Source organism: Agriterribacter humi (assembly GCF_009192765.1).
GTDB lineage: Bacteria > Bacteroidota > Bacteroidia > Chitinophagales > Chitinophagaceae > Agriterribacter > Agriterribacter humi.
In genome coordinates this window covers 601,038-617,547 of record NZ_VOHQ01000002.1, presented here as the reverse complement: position 1 = coordinate 617,547, position 16,510 = coordinate 601,038, and the positions used below count along the sequence as shown (strand labels likewise).

At 41.6% G+C, this 16,510-nt stretch carries 13 protein-coding genes; 8 read left to right on the top strand and 5 right to left on the bottom strand.

Annotation, left to right across the window (positions count from 1 at the left end; genetic code table 11):
• Positions 1 to 11: 11 nt before the first annotated feature.
• Complete coding sequence (locus FRX45_RS05590) at positions 12 to 836, bottom strand: glutaminyl-peptide cyclotransferase (protein WP_152267406.1); 825 nt, start codon at positions 834 to 836, stop codon at positions 12 to 14.
• A gap of 310 nt (positions 837 to 1,146) precedes the next feature.
• Between FRX45_RS05590 and FRX45_RS05585 the strand changes: the two genes are divergently transcribed.
• Positions 1,147 to 2,415: a T9SS type A sorting domain-containing protein gene (locus tag FRX45_RS05585; RefSeq protein ID WP_152267405.1), complete on the top strand. Its 1,269-nt coding sequence runs from the start codon at positions 1,147 to 1,149 to the stop codon at positions 2,413 to 2,415.
• 32 nt (positions 2,416 to 2,447) lie between these two features.
• Here the strand turns inward: FRX45_RS05585 and FRX45_RS05580 are convergent, their stop codons facing one another.
• Entirely contained in the window at positions 2,448 to 3,845 is a 1,398-nt protein-coding gene (locus FRX45_RS05580; RefSeq protein WP_152267404.1) for a hypothetical protein, read from the bottom strand.
• A 302-nt stretch (positions 3,846 to 4,147) separates the two neighbouring features.
• On the opposite strand from FRX45_RS05580, the gene FRX45_RS05575 reads away from it, so the two are divergent.
• Positions 4,148 to 6,643, top strand: a complete 2,496-nt coding sequence (locus tag FRX45_RS05575; protein ID WP_152267403.1) for a M1 family aminopeptidase — start codon at positions 4,148 to 4,150, stop codon at positions 6,641 to 6,643.
• Positions 6,644 to 6,989: 346 nt separating this feature from the next.
• Here the strand turns inward: FRX45_RS05575 and FRX45_RS05570 are convergent, their stop codons facing one another.
• Positions 6,990 to 9,335, bottom strand: coding sequence for an NADP-dependent malic enzyme (locus FRX45_RS05570; protein WP_152267402.1), 2,346 nt, complete (start codon positions 9,333 to 9,335; stop codon positions 6,990 to 6,992).
• Between the two features lie 213 nt (positions 9,336 to 9,548).
• Between FRX45_RS05570 and FRX45_RS05565 the strand changes: the two genes are divergently transcribed.
• From FRX45_RS05565 to FRX45_RS05555, 3 genes are all read left to right on the top strand, one after another.
• Entirely contained in the window at positions 9,549 to 11,261 is a 1,713-nt protein-coding gene (locus tag FRX45_RS05565) for a chloride channel protein (protein ID WP_193311600.1), read from the top strand.
• Between the two features lie 192 nt (positions 11,262 to 11,453).
• A complete protein-coding gene (locus tag FRX45_RS05560; protein WP_152267400.1) occupies positions 11,454 to 11,816 on the top strand; it encodes an iron chaperone in 363 nt (120 codons plus the stop codon).
• Positions 11,817 to 11,918: 102 nt separating this feature from the next.
• Positions 11,919 to 12,644 carry a DUF6088 family protein gene (locus FRX45_RS05555; RefSeq protein WP_152267399.1) on the top strand — a complete coding sequence of 242 codons (726 nt, stop codon included), beginning with the start codon at positions 11,919 to 11,921 and terminating at the stop codon, positions 12,642 to 12,644.
• A 238-nt stretch (positions 12,645 to 12,882) separates the two neighbouring features.
• On the opposite strand, the gene FRX45_RS05550 is transcribed toward FRX45_RS05555, so the two are convergent.
• On the bottom strand, positions 12,883 to 13,638 hold the full coding sequence (locus tag FRX45_RS05550) for an XRE family transcriptional regulator (RefSeq protein WP_152267398.1): 756 nt from the start codon (positions 13,636 to 13,638) through the stop codon (positions 12,883 to 12,885).
• A gap of 364 nt (positions 13,639 to 14,002) precedes the next feature.
• On the opposite strand from FRX45_RS05550, the gene surE reads away from it, so the two are divergent.
• The 3 genes from surE to lpxB are packed head-to-tail and all read left to right on the top strand — an operon-like array spanning position 14,003 to position 16,232.
• Positions 14,003 to 14,791 (top strand): 5'/3'-nucleotidase SurE, encoded by a 789-nt coding sequence (surE, locus tag FRX45_RS05545; protein WP_152267397.1) that lies wholly within the window; start codon positions 14,003 to 14,005, stop codon positions 14,789 to 14,791.
• Positions 14,788 to 15,087, top strand: coding sequence for a hypothetical protein (locus tag FRX45_RS05540; RefSeq protein ID WP_152267396.1), 300 nt, complete (start codon positions 14,788 to 14,790; stop codon positions 15,085 to 15,087). Before surE ends, FRX45_RS05540 begins: the two co-directional genes overlap by 4 nt.
• A gap of 41 nt (positions 15,088 to 15,128) precedes the next feature.
• Positions 15,129 to 16,232, top strand: a complete 1,104-nt coding sequence (gene lpxB / locus FRX45_RS05535) for a lipid-A-disaccharide synthase (RefSeq protein WP_152267395.1) — start codon at positions 15,129 to 15,131, stop codon at positions 16,230 to 16,232.
• Here the strand turns inward: lpxB and FRX45_RS23210 are convergent.
• A complete protein-coding gene (locus tag FRX45_RS23210) occupies positions 16,207 to 16,374 on the bottom strand; it encodes a DUF6728 family protein (protein WP_193311599.1) in 168 nt (55 codons plus the stop codon). The genes lpxB and FRX45_RS23210 overlap by 26 nt on opposite strands.
• Positions 16,375 to 16,510: the final 136 nt, after the last annotated feature.

Genomic DNA, 16,510 nt, shown 5'->3' with positions numbered 1-16,510 from the left:
TTTTCCCGGCATCAGTGTATTCTTACTTCAAGCAGCTTTGGCCATAATTTCCCGGTTACAAATAAACGGTTAGCCGCAGAATCCCATGCAATGCCATTCAGCACAGCTCCTTCCTGTACAGATTTCTTATCGTAATTAATGTTCGCAAACCTTTTAAGCGCATCCGTAAAATCGAGTATGCCTGATACCAGTCCCGAAGAAGGGTCTATTTTCAGAATATAATTGGTTTCCCACTGATTCGCATATACGTACCCGTTAATATATTCCAGCTCATTGAGATTGTTAACGGGACCCAGGTGATTGTGCACGGATACAATCTTCATCAATTTAAAATCACCGGGGTGAACGAAATATAACTTATCTGTTCCATCGCTTATGATTAAATTGACATTATCGTGTGTAATTCCCCAGCCTTCCCTGTTCCAGTATATTGTACGAACCTGTTTCAAATCCTTAAGGCTATATACCAGCACAAGATGATCCTCCCATGTTAACTGGTAAAGGGTATCATTTAAAATAGTAATGCCTTCGCCAAACAAATCAGGATCTATATCAATCTTCTTTTGAATAACTCCCGTTTTGTAATCCACTTTTCGCAGGGTGGATTCCTTTTTATGCCCCGTACCCTCGTACATTTGATTGTTATAATACACAAGTCCCTGGGTAAACGCCGCGGTATCGTGCGGATAAATATTCTGCACGGAGTAACTAACCGGGGAAGGGGCGGGTACGTTATTTACAGGAATATCAGTTTCTGAATCAGGCGAATGATCATTGTTATTGCAGGACCAGAATAAAAACATACAACAACCGCAAACGAATACATTTTTTATCATATCATAACCAGTTGCTGCAAAAATAAAGTTTTGGGCATAATGTATGCTTGTTAAACTATATTTTAACCGGTAATTATCAGCCGGTCATCGAAAACTATAACTGCGGGTTAGCCCGGCCGCAAATTTTAGATTACTTTGCCCCCGTAATACGGTTCCAAACACAGGTTAAACCTGGTCCAATTCTTCCTGATTTCCAACGTATCTGTTTATCCTCTGCAAAAACTGAAAAATGCGGTGCCTTACCATCACTGCTCCGGCCAATGCCTTTAAATTTAATATCACATTGAAAAGCTGATTATAAAATCAGCCAATGAAATCTTTTCTGTTCATCTGTATACTTTGCTGCAGTTCATTTTGGGTTGCTGCACAGCGCAACTGCGTAACAACCGAATATTGGCAAAGCCAGCTCAATAATGATGCGGCATTGCGCATGCGGTATATCCAACTTGAAAGCAGTGCAAAAACGCGTTCCTCCATATCAAAAAAAGAGCAGGGCAGCGATGTTGCGGATGTACCGCTCATTACTATCCCGGTTGTAATACATGTTTTGTACAATAATGAAGAGCAGAATATCAGCAATGCGCAAATACAATCACAGCTCAATATACTAAACAAAGACTTCAGAAAGCTGAATGATGATACCGCCCAAATTCCCGCTTTTTTTGCCCCCTTAGCCGCCGACTGCAGGGTTCAGTTTGAACTGGCAAAGTCTGATCCTGAAGGGCGCGCTACGACCGGAATTATCAGGAAAAAAACAGATCGCTTATACTGGCAGCAGGATGATAAAATGAAATTTTCGGTCTCGGGTGGCAATGATGCCTGGGACAGTCGCTATTATCTTAATATATGGGTGTGTAATCTCACCAAAAGCTTATTGGGCTATTCTACTTTCCCGGGTGCATCGCCCGAAAAAGACGGCGTTGTAATACGTACAGATGTATTTGGCACTACGGGCAACAGCAGTTCGGCCTATAATAAAGGCAGAACAACCACACACGAGGTGGGACATTGGCTGAACCTCAAGCATCTTTGGGGCGATACGGATTGCGGAAGCGATGATGTTGAAGATACACCGCCTCAAAAAACATACAGCAGCGGTTGTTCTTCGTTTCCCAAAACTTCCCCAAACGGGTGCAACCAGCAACCCGGCGGCGACATGTTTATGAACTTCATGGATTTTTCGGATGATGCCTGTTTGCATATGTTTACCATCGGGCAACGGCAAAGGATACATGATTTGTTTGCCACATCTGCCCCCAGGGAAACGCTCCTTTATTCCACTGCTTTACACGAACCATGGAACTCCAGCGCTTCACCGGAGCCGCAAATCAATACCGGAGCCGAATCGCATCTGACTGTCTTTCCCAACCCCGCATCAACATTTCTTACGCTGCGGTTCAATAATGAAAAGCCGCTTACCCCGAAAACATATTCTATATATGATATAACAGGGAGATTGGTGCTGGCGGGAAAAAATACAGGAGGAACGGTTTCTATTAATGCTTTATCGGAGGGCGTATATTTTATAAAACTGCAACACGGTGAACAGGTGCTGATGGCAAAATTCATTAAGGAGTAGCGATTGCTTAGCTCAGATTTTGATGAAATATTTTATTGTACAACGGGTATGAATATACGAATAGTGTCTTTGGCGCCACCGGCATTTTCATCAATATAAATCAGGTCAGTTCCTTCCCTGCTTTTTCTTTCCAATGTTTTTCTTACAGAAGATAATATTGCTTTTTTCTCAACCGGCAATTGCTTTTCTTTCAGAGAAACCCTTGACGAGTCCTTATCCTTTTTGCCTGAGCCGGACCTGACAGATTTTTCCTTTTCAGTGGTCAGGGCTTTGTCTTCCTTTTTTATAACCAATGGCACTGCATTTTTTTCAGCAACCATTTCAGCCGTATCAACTTTTTTCCCGGTTTCAGATTTTGCCGTTTTATCTTCATTATTATTTTTCTTATCACCCGGTTTTATAACAAAAGGAAGGTATTTTGCCTCTTCATTATTATCTGTACTTTTTTCTATTCCGGTTTTTTTCAGGGATGTTGTTTTGGGAATATCATTCTTCCCAATTTCTTTCACCACAAAAGGTTCGGGTTCTTTTAATGGCGCAGTTACTACGCTATCTTCTTTTTTTTCCGTTCCGGACCCTGAAGATTTTGCTGTTTTTGTATTCACCGGCTGGTGAATCTCTTTTACCACAAATGGTTCATACTTTTTTTCTGTACCTGCTACCATAGTACTTTCTGCCTTTTCTGCTGCACCTGCTTTGGAGGACTTTCCCGAGGGTACACTATTGGTTTTCTCAATCTCCGTTACCACAAACGGCGCTGACTTTTCACCCCCAGTTGTTGCAGTATCGTGCTTTGCTTCTGCCGGCGTTCCTGTTACAGGTGGTGGCGATACAAGGGCAACCTTATCCTCTCCCTTATTAACAGGCGTTTGTGCCGGAGGTGCACTGGCATGTAAAGCTTTTGCAGAATCATTAATTATGGCAACAGCAGGAACAGTTTCTTTCTCAACTATTACAAGTTGCTGGCGGATGGTAGGATCATTTACCACATCGGCAAGCATGGATGAAAACGGATCATTGCTGATCATTCCCGGAGGTGGAACAACATTATTTTCTTTTATTTCGGGATAGTGCTCAACCACAGTTCCCGTCACTCCTTCTTTTTGCTTAAGGCTAAGCAATTGTACGCCATCCTTACCCTTAGCTTTTAACACAAAGCCAAGGTCTGCTTCGCTGATGGTGCAATTAAAGCGCCACTCCGGGTCCTTTTTTCCCGGAAAACCAATTATAATTTCGTGTGTATTCTTTTCGAGTCCGGGAATGACTAAGTAACCGTTTCCCGAAGAGTTAAAGATTCGTGAACCTGTACGTACATAAAATTCCTGCTGATCCTCAGATTGGATGTATATATAATATTGCTGCTGGCTAAAAACAATTTTAACCAGGAAACATATAAGGAAGATAAAAACCAGTTTCCGCAGTACTTTCATTAATCTATAAATTTTTCTTAGTTCAGCACGGTTTGCATGTCCTTAAACCCTAACAAAACTACTTGAAAAGATGAAACAGCCACCACTCATATAAAAAAAACATTATCTGCTTATTTATCACGGAATTTTACAGCGTTAATAAATCGTAATAAATGTTAGTATTATTGTGTTCTGATGCATGCAATGTAAACTGTTAAATATAATATTGCTGCTAAATATCGTTAATCTGTACATTTTACAGCTAAGGATGGTGAACAGGGTATATTTTTTGACAACATTCTCTTATCAAATTCAATTATAACGTGAAAAAATTATTAGGTCTATTATTCATTGCCGCACCCGCATTGTTCCAGGCGCAAACTGCGACAACAACCACCGATTCGCTGACAAGCATTTACCGGGCGGTACCCGAGAAAATAAATGACCTTGTGCATACCAAATTAGAGGCCCGTTTTGATTATGAGAAGGCATATATGTACGGGAAGGTATGGATTACGCTTGAGCCCCATTTTTACAGCACCGATTCACTTGTATTAGATGCCAAAGGAATGGAAATAGAAGCGGTTGCCATCGCAAAACGTACTGTTACCACACCTTTAAAATACCAATATAACGGGAAGCAGCTACATATTAAATTGGACAAGTTGTATAAGAAAGGCGAACAATATAAAGTATACATCAAATACGTTTCAAAGCCCGATGAACTGGCCAAAGGCGGAAGCGAAGCAATAAGAGATGATAAAGGATTATACTTCATTAATCCACGCGGCGAAGATAAAAACAAGCCTACTCAAATCTGGACACAGGGCGAAACAGAAAGCACCTCTGTATGGTGCCCTACTATAGACAAGCCAAATCAAAAATGTACCCAGGAGTTTTTTCTTGTTGCACCTTCTAAATATGTAACGCTCAGCAATGGTAAACTTTTGCAGCAACAAAAAAATGCAGATGGCACAAGAACGGATTACTGGAAGATGGACCTGCCCCACTCTCCTTATCTCTTTTTTATAGGTGTAGGCGACTACGCTATCGTTAAGGATGTTTATAAAGGAAAAGAAGTAAGCTATTATGTAGAAAAAGAATATGCAGGTGTTGCCAGGAAAATTTTTGGTAACACACCCGAAATGATTGCCTTTTTTGAAAAAATTACCGGCGTATCGTATCCCTGGCCTAAATATTCACAAATTACAGGAAGGGATTATGTAAGCGGGGCCATGGAAAACACTACGGCTACCATGCACCAGGAAAGTGCACAACAGGATTCCCGGCAATTGCTTGATGGCAATAGCTGGGAAAGCACCATTGCTCACGAACTTTTTCACCACTGGTTCGGCGACTATGTTACCGCTAAAAGCTGGAGTAATTTAACTGTAAATGAATCCTTCGCCAATTTCAGCCAGGTGTTGTGGAACGAATACAAATACGGCAAGGATGCAGGAGATGCTGAAAATTATAAAGATATGCAGCAGTATCTCAGCAGCCCGGAAGATGCCAGGAAAATATTAGTCCGTTATCATTACAAAGATAAAGACGACATGTTTGACCTGGTGAGCTACCAAAAGGGCGGCAGAATATTGAACATGCTGAAAAACTACCTGGGTGAAGATGCATTTTACCAGGGGCTGCACCTGTATCTTACTACCAATAAATTTAACAATGCCGAAGCACACCAGTTGCGACTGGCGCTTGAAGAAGTAAGTGGCAGGGATTTAAACTGGTTTTTTAATCAATGGTATTTCAGCAGTGGCCATCCCAAACTCAACATTCATTATGCCTATAACGACAGCAGCAAAACAGTTTCGGTGAATGTAAAACAAACCCAGTCCGAACCGGCCTTTATTTTACCGGTTGCCATAGATGTATATAATGGAAAGAATAAGATCCGCCATGATGTTTGGGTTGATAAAAAAGATCAAACTTTTACATTTGCAGTTGCGGCTGAACCCGATCTTGTAAATTTTGACGGAGATAAAATATTGCTTTGTGAAAAGAAGGAAACAGGTAAATCACTTGCAAACTATATACATCAATATTATACAGCCGGGTTGTATGTTGACAGAAGAGAAGCAATAAGCGCATGTGCTTTACTGCAGGACAGCACAGCTGCCGTGGATCTGTTAAAAACCGCTTTAAAAGACAGGTACCATGAATTGAGGATCTTCGCGCTCCATTCGGCAGATTTAAAAAAGGAAAACGTAAAACAAACCCTTGAGTCAACCATTTTTTCTGTTGCCAAAGGCGACCAGGAACCTACGGTAAGGGCTGAAGCGCTAATGGCATTAAGTACCTATGATAAACCTATTTACAGGGAGCTGATACAAAAAAGCGTTAATGATTCTTCCTACAGCGTGGCGGGGGCGGCCATACTGTCTTTGAATCAAATAGATAAAGCCACAGCTTATACAGAAGCAAAAAGATTGTCAGCAACGAAGACAAAAGATAAAATGGCTGAAGCGATAAGCAATGTATTTGCCGAAAACAGTAAGGTGGAAGACCTGGATTACGTTCTTGACTGGTATAATGCCTTACCTTTTGGACAGGCCAAAGTAGAAAATGCAAATACCGTGGCGTATTATGCGATTCAGCTCAATAACACCGAAGCTGTAAAAAAAGCTACGGATGCATTGGTTTCATTTCGTGATCAGATACCCTCCGCTTATCAAAAAGATATTTATCCTTTTGTAAACAATGTACTGCTCAAAACCATAGCTACCCAAAAATCTGCCATGAAGAATGTTTCTTCCAATGCCACAGAAATACAGGAACAGATTGATTATATCAACAGTAAAATAAAATAACCGGGCGGTCCGGTGAGGCACGACCCATCTGTTGTTTGTCGTTTGATCGTTGCGGAGATAGATGCTTCTCCCGCTTTGAGGCGGTATCAGCATGACAAGCAGCGGTTCTTTGATGGACTTAGGAATAAAAGTTCAGTCTTTTTGCCCCCCTGTTATGGAGAAGCATAAACAATTCTATACTACTTGTATTGTCGGGGTGAGGTATGAACCATTATACGCTCTTGTAATGTCATGGCAGGAATGAATCATCTGTTGTTTGTCGTTTGATCGTTGCGGAGATAGATGCTTCCTTCGTCAGCCCGAAAGTATTCGGGGTAAATTATGATAAACAGTGGTTTATTTTATTTTATACCGTTTCATTTACCTTTTTACTCTTTTTCCACCAACGCTGCTCCTTGCCGGAATCGGGGTGTCTTTCGGGACATTTTTGCTGCGCATCCACTACGGCAATCAACACCATATTTACGATGCTTCTAACCGAACTGCCCAATTGCAGTACATGTACCGGCCTGGACAAACCCAGCAGCACGGGCCCAATGGTATCAAAACCACCTAGCTCCTGTAACAGGTTATAGGCAATATTGCCGGCACTCAAATTTGGAAATATAAGAATGTTCACATCCGTATCCACCAACTCGCTGAAAGGATAATTTTCCTTAAGTATTTCCTTATCAAAAGCAAGGATGCCCTGCATTTCTCCGTCAACAATGAGTTCCGGACTCCTTTGCTTCAGCAATTCACGGGCCCTGCGCACCGTTTTTGCTTCACTTGTATTGCTGCTGCCAAAATTGGAATAGCTAAGCATGGCTACCCGCGGCGTAATACCAAAATTTTTGACTTCCCCGGCTACCATAAGGGTTATATCGGCAAGTTCTTCTGCAGTGGGATTAAAGTTCACCGTGGTATCGGCGAGGAACAGCGGCCCTTTTTTGGTAACAATAATATACATGCCTGCAATCTTATTCACCCCTTTTTCAGTTCCCACAATTTCCAGGGCAGGCCTGACTGTTTCAGGATAATTCCGGGTAAGCCCCCCAATTACGGCATCGGCATCGCCCGTATTGAGCATCATGCAGGCAAAACGGATCCTGTCTTTCATGATCTTGGATGCTTCATAACGGTTGATGCCCCGGCGTTGTCTTTTTTTGAAATACAGGGCGGCATATTCATGCCTTGTTTTATCCCATTCCTCGCTCCGCGGATCAATAACAGGTATACCTTCCAGGTCAATACCATTTTCACGGGCAATTTTAAGTATCTTTTTTTCCTCACCTAACAGTATAGGATATGCGATATTTTCATCCAGTACAATTTGTGCTGCTTTAAGGATCTTCACATTATCGGCCTCGGCAAAGACCACGCGGCGGGGATCCTTTCTTGCTTTGCTTCCTATTACCCTGAATAACTGGTTATCATTTCCCAAACGTCCGTCTAATTCAATTTTATATTTTTCCCAATCTTCTATAGGATGTTTTGCTACGCCGCTTTGTATGGCTGCTTTGGCTACCGCAGGCGAAATAGTAGAGATAAGCCGCGGATCGAGCGGTTTGGGTATAATATAATTTGGGCCAAATACCATGTTCTTTTCACCGTATGCCAGGGTTACAATATCGGGTACAGGTGTTTTGGCCAGATTGGCCAGAGCCATTACCGCCGCCATCTTCATGGCTTCATTGATCTGTGTTGCTCTTACATCCAGCGCCCCGCGGAAAATATAAGGAAAGCCAAGTACATTATTTACCTGGTTAGGATAATCACTGCGGCCCGTTGCTATAATAATATCCTTACGGGAAGCAGTAGCCGCTTCCCATGTAATTTCCGGATCAGGATTAGCCAGGGCAAACACCACAGGCTTCTTTGCCATGGACTTAATCATTTCGGGCGTAACGGTATTTGCCGCACTTAAACCAATAAAAACATCAGCTCCCTGCATTGCATCCAGCAAACTGAGTTGCTTTTTACGGGTTATGGCAAAACGTTGCTTTACCTCATCCAGGTCTTCCCTGCCCTGGTACAGCACTCCCACTTTATCGAACATAATAAAATTGCTGCTTTTAGCGCCAAGCGCCTCATATAACTGCACACAGGCCATAGCAGCAGCGCCGGCGCCATTTACTACAAACTTTACCTTGTCAATTTTTTTGCTCTGCAATTCCAGTGCGTTGATCAATGCTGCGGAGCTGATAATAGCCGTGCCGTGCTGATCGTCATGCATCACCGGGATCTTCATTGTTTCCTTCAATGCTTTTTCAATGTAAAAACATTCCGGCGCCTTAATGTCTTCGAGGTTAATACCTCCAAAAGTAGGTTCAAGCGATTTTACAATTTGTACAAATTTCTCCGGGTCTTTTTCATTGATCTCTATGTCAAATACATCAATATCGGCAAACACTTTAAACAATACACCCTTTCCTTCCATTACCGGCTTCCCCGCTTCGGGGCCAATATCACCCAAACCCAGTACCGCTGTTCCATTGCTGATCACGGCCACCAGGTTACCCTTGGCCGTATACTTATAAACCGCTTCCACATCCTGCTGAATTTCTTTACACGGCTCCGCTACTCCCGGAGAGTAGGCCAATGAAAGATCTCTCTGTGTTTTTGCATCCTTGGTAGGCACTACTTCAATTTTCCCGGGTCTTCCTTTAGCATGGTATTCCAGCGCCTGCTGTTTTCTCAGTTCTTTTGACATAACGATAGAATTACACACAAGGTAAGTAAAACATGCCCATTTCATATTTTCACAATATCCTGAATCATGATCAGCATACCGCATTGTTCCTGCCCGCAAAAATACATTCCTATATTTGTTGCTGCTATGAATCATAGAATGAACCACTTCATTAAAAAGCTATATCAATATTTCTCCCACCTGCTGAGAGTAAGGCTCAGTAAAGTTCAATACATGATGGTAGTTTCCGTTATTGTTGGACTGGTATCAGGTCTGGCTGCCGTTGCATTAAAAACTCTGGTGCATAATGTGCAGCTATGGATTGAAGGGATCCCGGTTTCAAGATTTTCGTATTTGCTGTTTCCCGCGTTAGGATTGCTGCTTACTGTTATTATAATATGGAAAGTATTAGGCGGCAGCCTGGAAAAAGGTATAGCTATGGTGCTGAAGGCCATTGCCCAAAAATCTTCTTTCATACCACTCCGGCATACCTATGCGCACATTATTACCAGTTCATTAACCGTGGGGTTGGGGGGGTCTGTAGGACTTGAAGCACCGATAGTGGCAACGGGTTCAGCAGTAGGCTCCAACATTGCACGTATACACGAACTCAATTACAGGGAACGCACATTACTTATAGCCTGCGGCGCTGCTGCCGGGATAGCAGCGGTTTTTAACGCACCCATAGCAGGCGTTATTTTCGCCATTGAAGTATTGCTTACGGAAACGGTTGTTGTCAGTTACTTTATTCCTTTGATCACGGCTTCGGTGGTGGGTGCACTGTGCTCAAGAGTAATTTTAAATGAATCTATTCTTTTTAATTTTACCCTTAAACAAACTTTCAATTATCATAATGTGCCTTTTTATATTTCACTGGGCATACTGTGTGGCTTTGTTTCATTATACTATGCAAGAATGTTTACAAAAACGGAACATACCATCCATTCAGGTGTAGTAAATAAATATACCAGGGCGTTGATAGCCGGCATTCTACTGATGGGCATATATTTTTTATTCCCTCCTTTATTTGGGGAAGGGTATGAAAGCGTTAAAGTTTTAGCCACCGAAGGTTTGAGCCAGGTAAATGATAATACCACTATACTTTCGTACCTATCGGATGAATGGGCGGTAATTGTTTTTACGGGGTTGATCGTATTATTAAAACCAGTGGTGGCGGGTATTACGATAGGCGGCGGAGGCAATGGCGGGAATTTTGCTCCATCTGTATTTGCAGGATCTTATCTTGGCTTTTTTTTCTCCAAATTTTGTAATGCAACGGGATGGCTGAACCTGCCGGTAGGAAATTTTTCATTGGTAGGAATGGCAGGCGTTTTAAGCGGTGTAATGTATTGCCCGCTTACCGGCGTATTTTTAATTGCGGAAATCACCAATGGCTATGAATTATTTATACCACTCATGATCGTATCTTCTATTTCGTATTTTATTGTAAAGCAATACGAGCCCTTTTATATGGAAACCAAACAACTGGCAAAAGAAGGACAGATATTTACGCATCAGAAAGAAAAAAACATTCTTACGTCTATCCGTTTAGAGCAGATGCTGCAGGATACTTACGACAGTATTCCTATTGATAAAAGTTTTACTGAACTGGTAGAAATCATTAAGAAAAGCGAAAAAAATATTTATGCTGTACTGGACAATAAAGGAAAATTTGCAGGGATCATTGAATTGAATGATATTAAGCAGAAGCTGTTTCAGCCGGAACAGTTTAATAAAACCTCAGTAAAGTCTGTCATGAAAAAACCACCCGGAATTTTATTTGACGATGAGCCTATGCTTTCGGTAATGGAAAAGTTTGATATCAGCCAGAGCTGGTACCTGCCCGTACTCAATAAAAACAGGGAGTTTTTAGGATTTCTTTCCAAAACAAAACTGTTTAACAAATACCGGGAGATACTGGCTAACCAGGGAGATTTGTATGAGTAAAATATAACTCATCACGGGATTGAAATTGTATGGCGATTGATGGGAACATCAGCCAGGTATTATTTATAACCGGAATAACAGTGAACTTTTGTAATTTGTACCAGCGTCATTCCATGGTCTGTGTCTCCACTCGGCCATAGTAACAATGATACTTCATCCCTTGTGTTTATTGTAAAAAGAAACAGATTAAAAATGAAAGGAAATTTTAAAAATGTTGACGACTACATATACTCTTTCCCCGAAGACACACAATTGCTTTTAAACAAGGTGCGTGAAACCATACAGCATAACGCGCCGGAAGCCATTGAAAGCATCAGTTACCAGATGCCTGCCTACAAGTTAAACGGAAAGCCGCTGGTATATTTTGCGGGATATGAAAAACACATTGGATTTTATGCCACCCCAACAGGTCATGAACAATTTGCAGCCGAACTGGCGAAGTACAAGCAGGGTAAAGGCTCTGTTCAGTTTCCGTTAGATAAGCCCGTTCCATACAATTTAATTGCACGGATAGTAAAATTCAGGGTGAAAGAAAATCTTACAAAAGCGAAGTAGCGGAAAGGGTACAGGCAATGCTTTATGCTGCATTATAATATTTGTCCAGTTTTTTAGTAAATAAACTGGACATTTTACTATCTTTATATCACTACTCATAAAATGAAAACAACTGAATACATAGCATTTGCCATAGATAGACTTCCTAAGGGCTATGTGTTCACCTATAACGACTTTACCACTGAGGTGAACAAGAAAGAAGCTGTTATTAAGGCACTCAACAGGATGGTAGAATCGGGCAAAATTGCCAAACTATCCAAAGGTAAATACTATAAACCCAAAAATACGCCATTTGGCAACCTTCAACCCAGCCAGGCACAGGTAGTAAAAGACCTATTGGAAGAAAATGGAAAAATCATAGGTTACCTAACAGGTTACAGCATTTACAATCAATTGGGTTTAACCACACAGGTAAGCAATACCATACAAATCGGCAAAAATCAAATTCGCCCAAATTTTAAAAGAGAACGCCATACCATTTCATTTGTAAAGCAAAAAAATACCATCACCAAAGAAAATATTCCCTTGTTGCAGATACTTGATGCTATTCGCTATATCAAAAAAATACCTGATGCAACCATAGAGTCGTCTTGCAAGCGATTTTCAGCCATACTCAAAAAGCTTTCCAAAAAAGAAATAAGTTCAGTGGTTCGCCTGGCTTTAAAGTATCCACCTGCAACAAGAGCTTTGTTAGGTGGTTTATTAGAACAATTGCAACAAGTTAGTTTAACAGGACCGCTTTTAAAATCATTGAACCCAATTACCAAATATAAACTGGCAGGTGCAGCGAAAGCAATATTCAACAGTAAAAAATGGAATATAGTATGAAGCTGCACCACGACATAAAACCATTTTCTGATACCTTGAGAGCAGCATCACAACATCTTGAGGCGGGTTTATTCCATCAACCTTGCTGGCGCTAAAAATTGTCGCTGTATTCCAAACAGCAACTGGTAATAATCCCTAAATCTGAAGCCCCAAATCTTTAATTCGAAGGGATGATCTCATCTCAAATCAAAAATTTCAAATCTCAAATCCACAAACTCCAAAACCCCAAACTATAAACTTAATTGTACTTCTTCTTCAGCACGGTTACCTGTTCCTGCAGGTTGCTTACCAATGAAGCCAGTTGGTTTACATCCCAGCGCTGCTGGCTGGCCACCTTGGTGATGACCATTTGCGCCTGCCAGAGTTCTAAAATATCTTCTGCATTTACCTGGTAGGGCTGGTAGGAAGGATTGTCGCTTACCAGGGTAATTTTACTTTTATTGCGGTTGCTTTTTTCAACGCGTTTGTATACGATGCCCTCATTGCGCGATACTACAATGAATGCGGTACTGTTTTTGGCATCATCAAGGCTGTTTATTTTTTCCCCCACGATGATGGAGCCGCTGGGCGTGGGCAACATGCTGTCACCAACAATTTCAAATGCCCGGTAATTGCCTCCTGCCAGCATGGGCAGCGTAAATGTATTGAGTTCATCAATGAATTCTGTATCGGCATATCCCGCCAGGTAGCCTGCGGCTGCTTTTACCGGTACAAAATGGATGAGGTTGTTTTCCGACATTAATTTTTGCTGCCTTCGTTTGGCCAAATAATTGCCTTTTACTTCACTCAGATCTTTCCGCAATAAATCATCAAGACTAAGCTTAAACATATCTCCCAGTTTTTCCAGCACGTCAATACGGGGATCTGCACGCTCCTCTTCATAAGCGCCCACCAGGGAACGCTTAATGCCCAACTTATTGGCAAACTCTTCCTGCGTCCATCCACGCAGTTTGCGAAGGTATTTCAGGTTTTGACCAGCAAGCGATTGTGCCATACTAATTATTTTAGTATGCAAACTACTAATACTATTAGTTATAACAAAATATTTTTGCTAAAAATTTACAGATACCCTTAAATTTTTTATACGGATACCTTCAGACCATGCTGCGCTTCTGCACATGTTTATTAAAAATGCCTTTGTCCAAAAAACCGGAACTATGCCGAACGGGAGACGTGAAACGTCAAATGTGGGAAGTAAGGCGCGCACATTTAACCTTTCACCATTCTTTCACCTCACTGCTTTCCTCTCACTTTTCACGATAACAAATTGATTTTGCCTGTCCCTTCTCTTTATTTTGCTGCAATTTGGGCGGCAACCAAATAATCATGATTTTTACAAAATAAATATACGCACCTGAATGGCGAAAGCTAAACGTAAGAAAAAAGAACCCATTATACTGGTTACCAATGATGATGGCGTAATGGCGCCGGGTATCCGCAATTTGGTGGAAGCGGTAAAAGGCCTCGGCAAAATAGTAGTAGTGGCTCCCGATAAACCGCAATCGGGTATGGGGCATGCTATTACCATTGGTTCGCCGCTCCGGCTACAGCAGGTTCAGTTGGCAGAAGGAACAGAAGCATGGAGTTGCAGCGGCACACCGGTAGACTGTGTAAAGCTGGCTGTAGATAAAATATTAGGTCAAAAACCGGATATATGCATCAGCGGAATAAATCACGGGCCCAATCATTCCATTAATGTTATTTATTCCGGCACCATGAGTGCGGCTATTGAAGCTTCTATTGAAAGCATTCCTTCTATCGGCTTTTCACTGCTCGATTACAGCATGGAAGCCGATTTTACGGCAGCGCGTAAATACGCCAGAATAATTGTGGAAGCCATAATGAAGCGCAAAGCAGATAAGCATCTTTGCCTCAATGTAAATTTCCCCGCCGTTGACGAAAGCCTGGTAAACGGCATCAAAGTATGCAGGCAGGCTTATGCTAAATATGAAGAAGATTTTGATGAAAGAAAAGATCCAACGGGCAAAAAATACTATTGGCTTACCGGCGCCTTTGTAAATTTTGATAAGGGAAAAGATACCGATGTTTGGGCTTTGGCCAATAATTATGTGAGCGTGGTGCCTGTGCAATTTGATCTGACCAATTACGTTTTAAAGACCAAACTCGAAAAAACTTTTAAACAGTGATTTTTAAAAAAGACAACCTCCCCTTTGGATTGATCATGGGATTTATAGCTCCGCTGCTGAGTCTCGTTATTTACTACTTTATAAAATTTTATCCCCTGTACAGCATGGGTGACATGTTTGGGGCTTTACATGATAATAAGAGGCTGGTTACAGCTATTAGTATTCCCTGCCTTTTTTTGAATATCGTTATTTTTACATTGTACATTAATTCCCGTAAGGATCAAACGGCAAAAGGTGTTTTTGCAGTAACTCTTGTATATGCCATTACAGCATTGTTGTTTAAGGTTTGGGGATAGGAAAGTGGTAAGTGGTAAGTGAATGTTATGTCCTGAAAAAAATGAAATACTATATTATAGCAGGAGAGGCATCGGGCGATTTGCACGGGTCGAACCTGATTAAGGAATTAAAAAAAACAGATGCGGGAGCCGATATCCGCTGCTGGGGTGGCGATATGATGCAGGCCGCCGGCGCTCACTTAGTGAAGCATTACCGTGAACTGGCTTTCATGGGATTTATTGAGGTCGTTAAAAATCTCCGCACCATTCTCCGGAACCTTTCTTTCTGTAAAAAAGATATTGCCGATTTTAAACCCGATGCGATCATACTCATTGATTACCCCGGCTTTAACCTCCGCATAGCCCAATGGGCCAAAACCCAGGGGTTAAAAGTTATTTACTATATATCTCCACAGGTGTGGGCCTGGAAGGAAAACAGGGTGAACATTATTAAGAACTGCGTAGATAGAATGCTGGTGATCCTTCCTTTTGAAAAAGAATTTTACAAAAAATGGAACTACGAAGTGGAATATGTAGGACATCCGCTGGTGGAAGTAGTTGATGAATGGCAGGATCAGCATAAAAACACGGTAAAAACAAACATCATCGCCCTGCTGCCCGGTAGCCGCAAACAGGAGATACTGAAAAAACTACCCGTAATGCTTGAAGTGAGCAGACATTTTACTGATCACGAATTTGTGGTAGCGATGGCGCCGGGGATGGATAAGGAATTTTACAACAACATGCTCAGCGGCTACAGCAATGTAAAGGCTGTGTCGGGAAAAACCTATGACCTTTTAATGCAGGCGACAGCCGCGCTGGTTACTTCGGGTACGGCTACATTAGAAACCGCATTGTTTGGTGTGCCCGAAGTGGTTTGCTATAAGGGCAGCGCTGTCTCGTATGAAATTGCCAAACGGGTAATTAAAATAAAATACATTTCGCTGGTAAATCTTATTATGGATAAGCCCGTGGTAAAAGAACTGATACAGCATGAACTTACAGTAAGCAATGTAAAAAAAGAATTACATGAACTGCTTACCGGCAAAGAACGCATTGAACAACTTCGGGAAGATTACAGCGCATTAAAAACATTGTTGAGCAAAGGAGGACATGCATCTGCCAATGCGGCAAAAGCCATCAGCAATTTTTTGCAAAACGGATGATCATTACAATGATGGCGAAAAGAAAAAGCAAAATGGAAATGCGGTTAATGCCGTGCATATATTTTATCAATGAACCAGGTTCTTCATCCTTATCTTTCTTTTTGAGAAAGAGATACTGCGCTATTTGATGCCATATGCCCATAGCATTGCGTTTATTTTATAAACCACAAAGCTAATGCCTAAAACGGAAAGAATCCGATGGAATACAGAGTAATACAAAGCACCAGGAAACAAATAATATACAGATGCTTCGTTCCTCAGCATGACAAACTGCAGGA

Excerpts from the sequence above, each read along its gene's own strand:
- FRX45_RS05590 (WP_152267406.1), bottom strand. The coding sequence starts at position 836 with ATGATAAAAAATGTATTCGTTTGCGGTTGTTGTATGTTTTTATTCTGG.
- FRX45_RS05585 (WP_152267405.1), top strand. The coding sequence starts at position 1,147 with ATGAAATCTTTTCTGTTCATCTGTATACTTTGCTGCAGTTCATTTTGG.
- FRX45_RS05580 (WP_152267404.1), bottom strand. The coding sequence starts at position 3,845 with ATGAAAGTACTGCGGAAACTGGTTTTTATCTTCCTTATATGTTTCCTG.
- FRX45_RS05570 (WP_152267402.1), bottom strand. The coding sequence starts at position 9,335 with ATGTCAAAAGAACTGAGAAAACAGCAGGCGCTGGAATACCATGCTAAA.
- FRX45_RS05565 (WP_193311600.1), top strand. The coding sequence starts at position 9,549 with ATGATGGTAGTTTCCGTTATTGTTGGACTGGTATCAGGTCTGGCTGCC.
- FRX45_RS05560 (WP_152267400.1), top strand. The coding sequence starts at position 11,454 with ATGAAAGGAAATTTTAAAAATGTTGACGACTACATATACTCTTTCCCC.
- FRX45_RS05555 (WP_152267399.1), top strand. The coding sequence starts at position 11,919 with ATGAAAACAACTGAATACATAGCATTTGCCATAGATAGACTTCCTAAG.
- FRX45_RS05550 (WP_152267398.1), bottom strand. The coding sequence starts at position 13,638 with ATGGCACAATCGCTTGCTGGTCAAAACCTGAAATACCTTCGCAAACTG.
- surE (WP_152267397.1), top strand. The coding sequence starts at position 14,003 with ATGGCGAAAGCTAAACGTAAGAAAAAAGAACCCATTATACTGGTTACC.
- lpxB (WP_152267395.1), top strand. The coding sequence starts at position 15,129 with ATGAAATACTATATTATAGCAGGAGAGGCATCGGGCGATTTGCACGGG.
- FRX45_RS23210 (WP_193311599.1), bottom strand. The coding sequence starts at position 16,374 with ATGGGCATATGGCATCAAATAGCGCAGTATCTCTTTCTCAAAAAGAAA.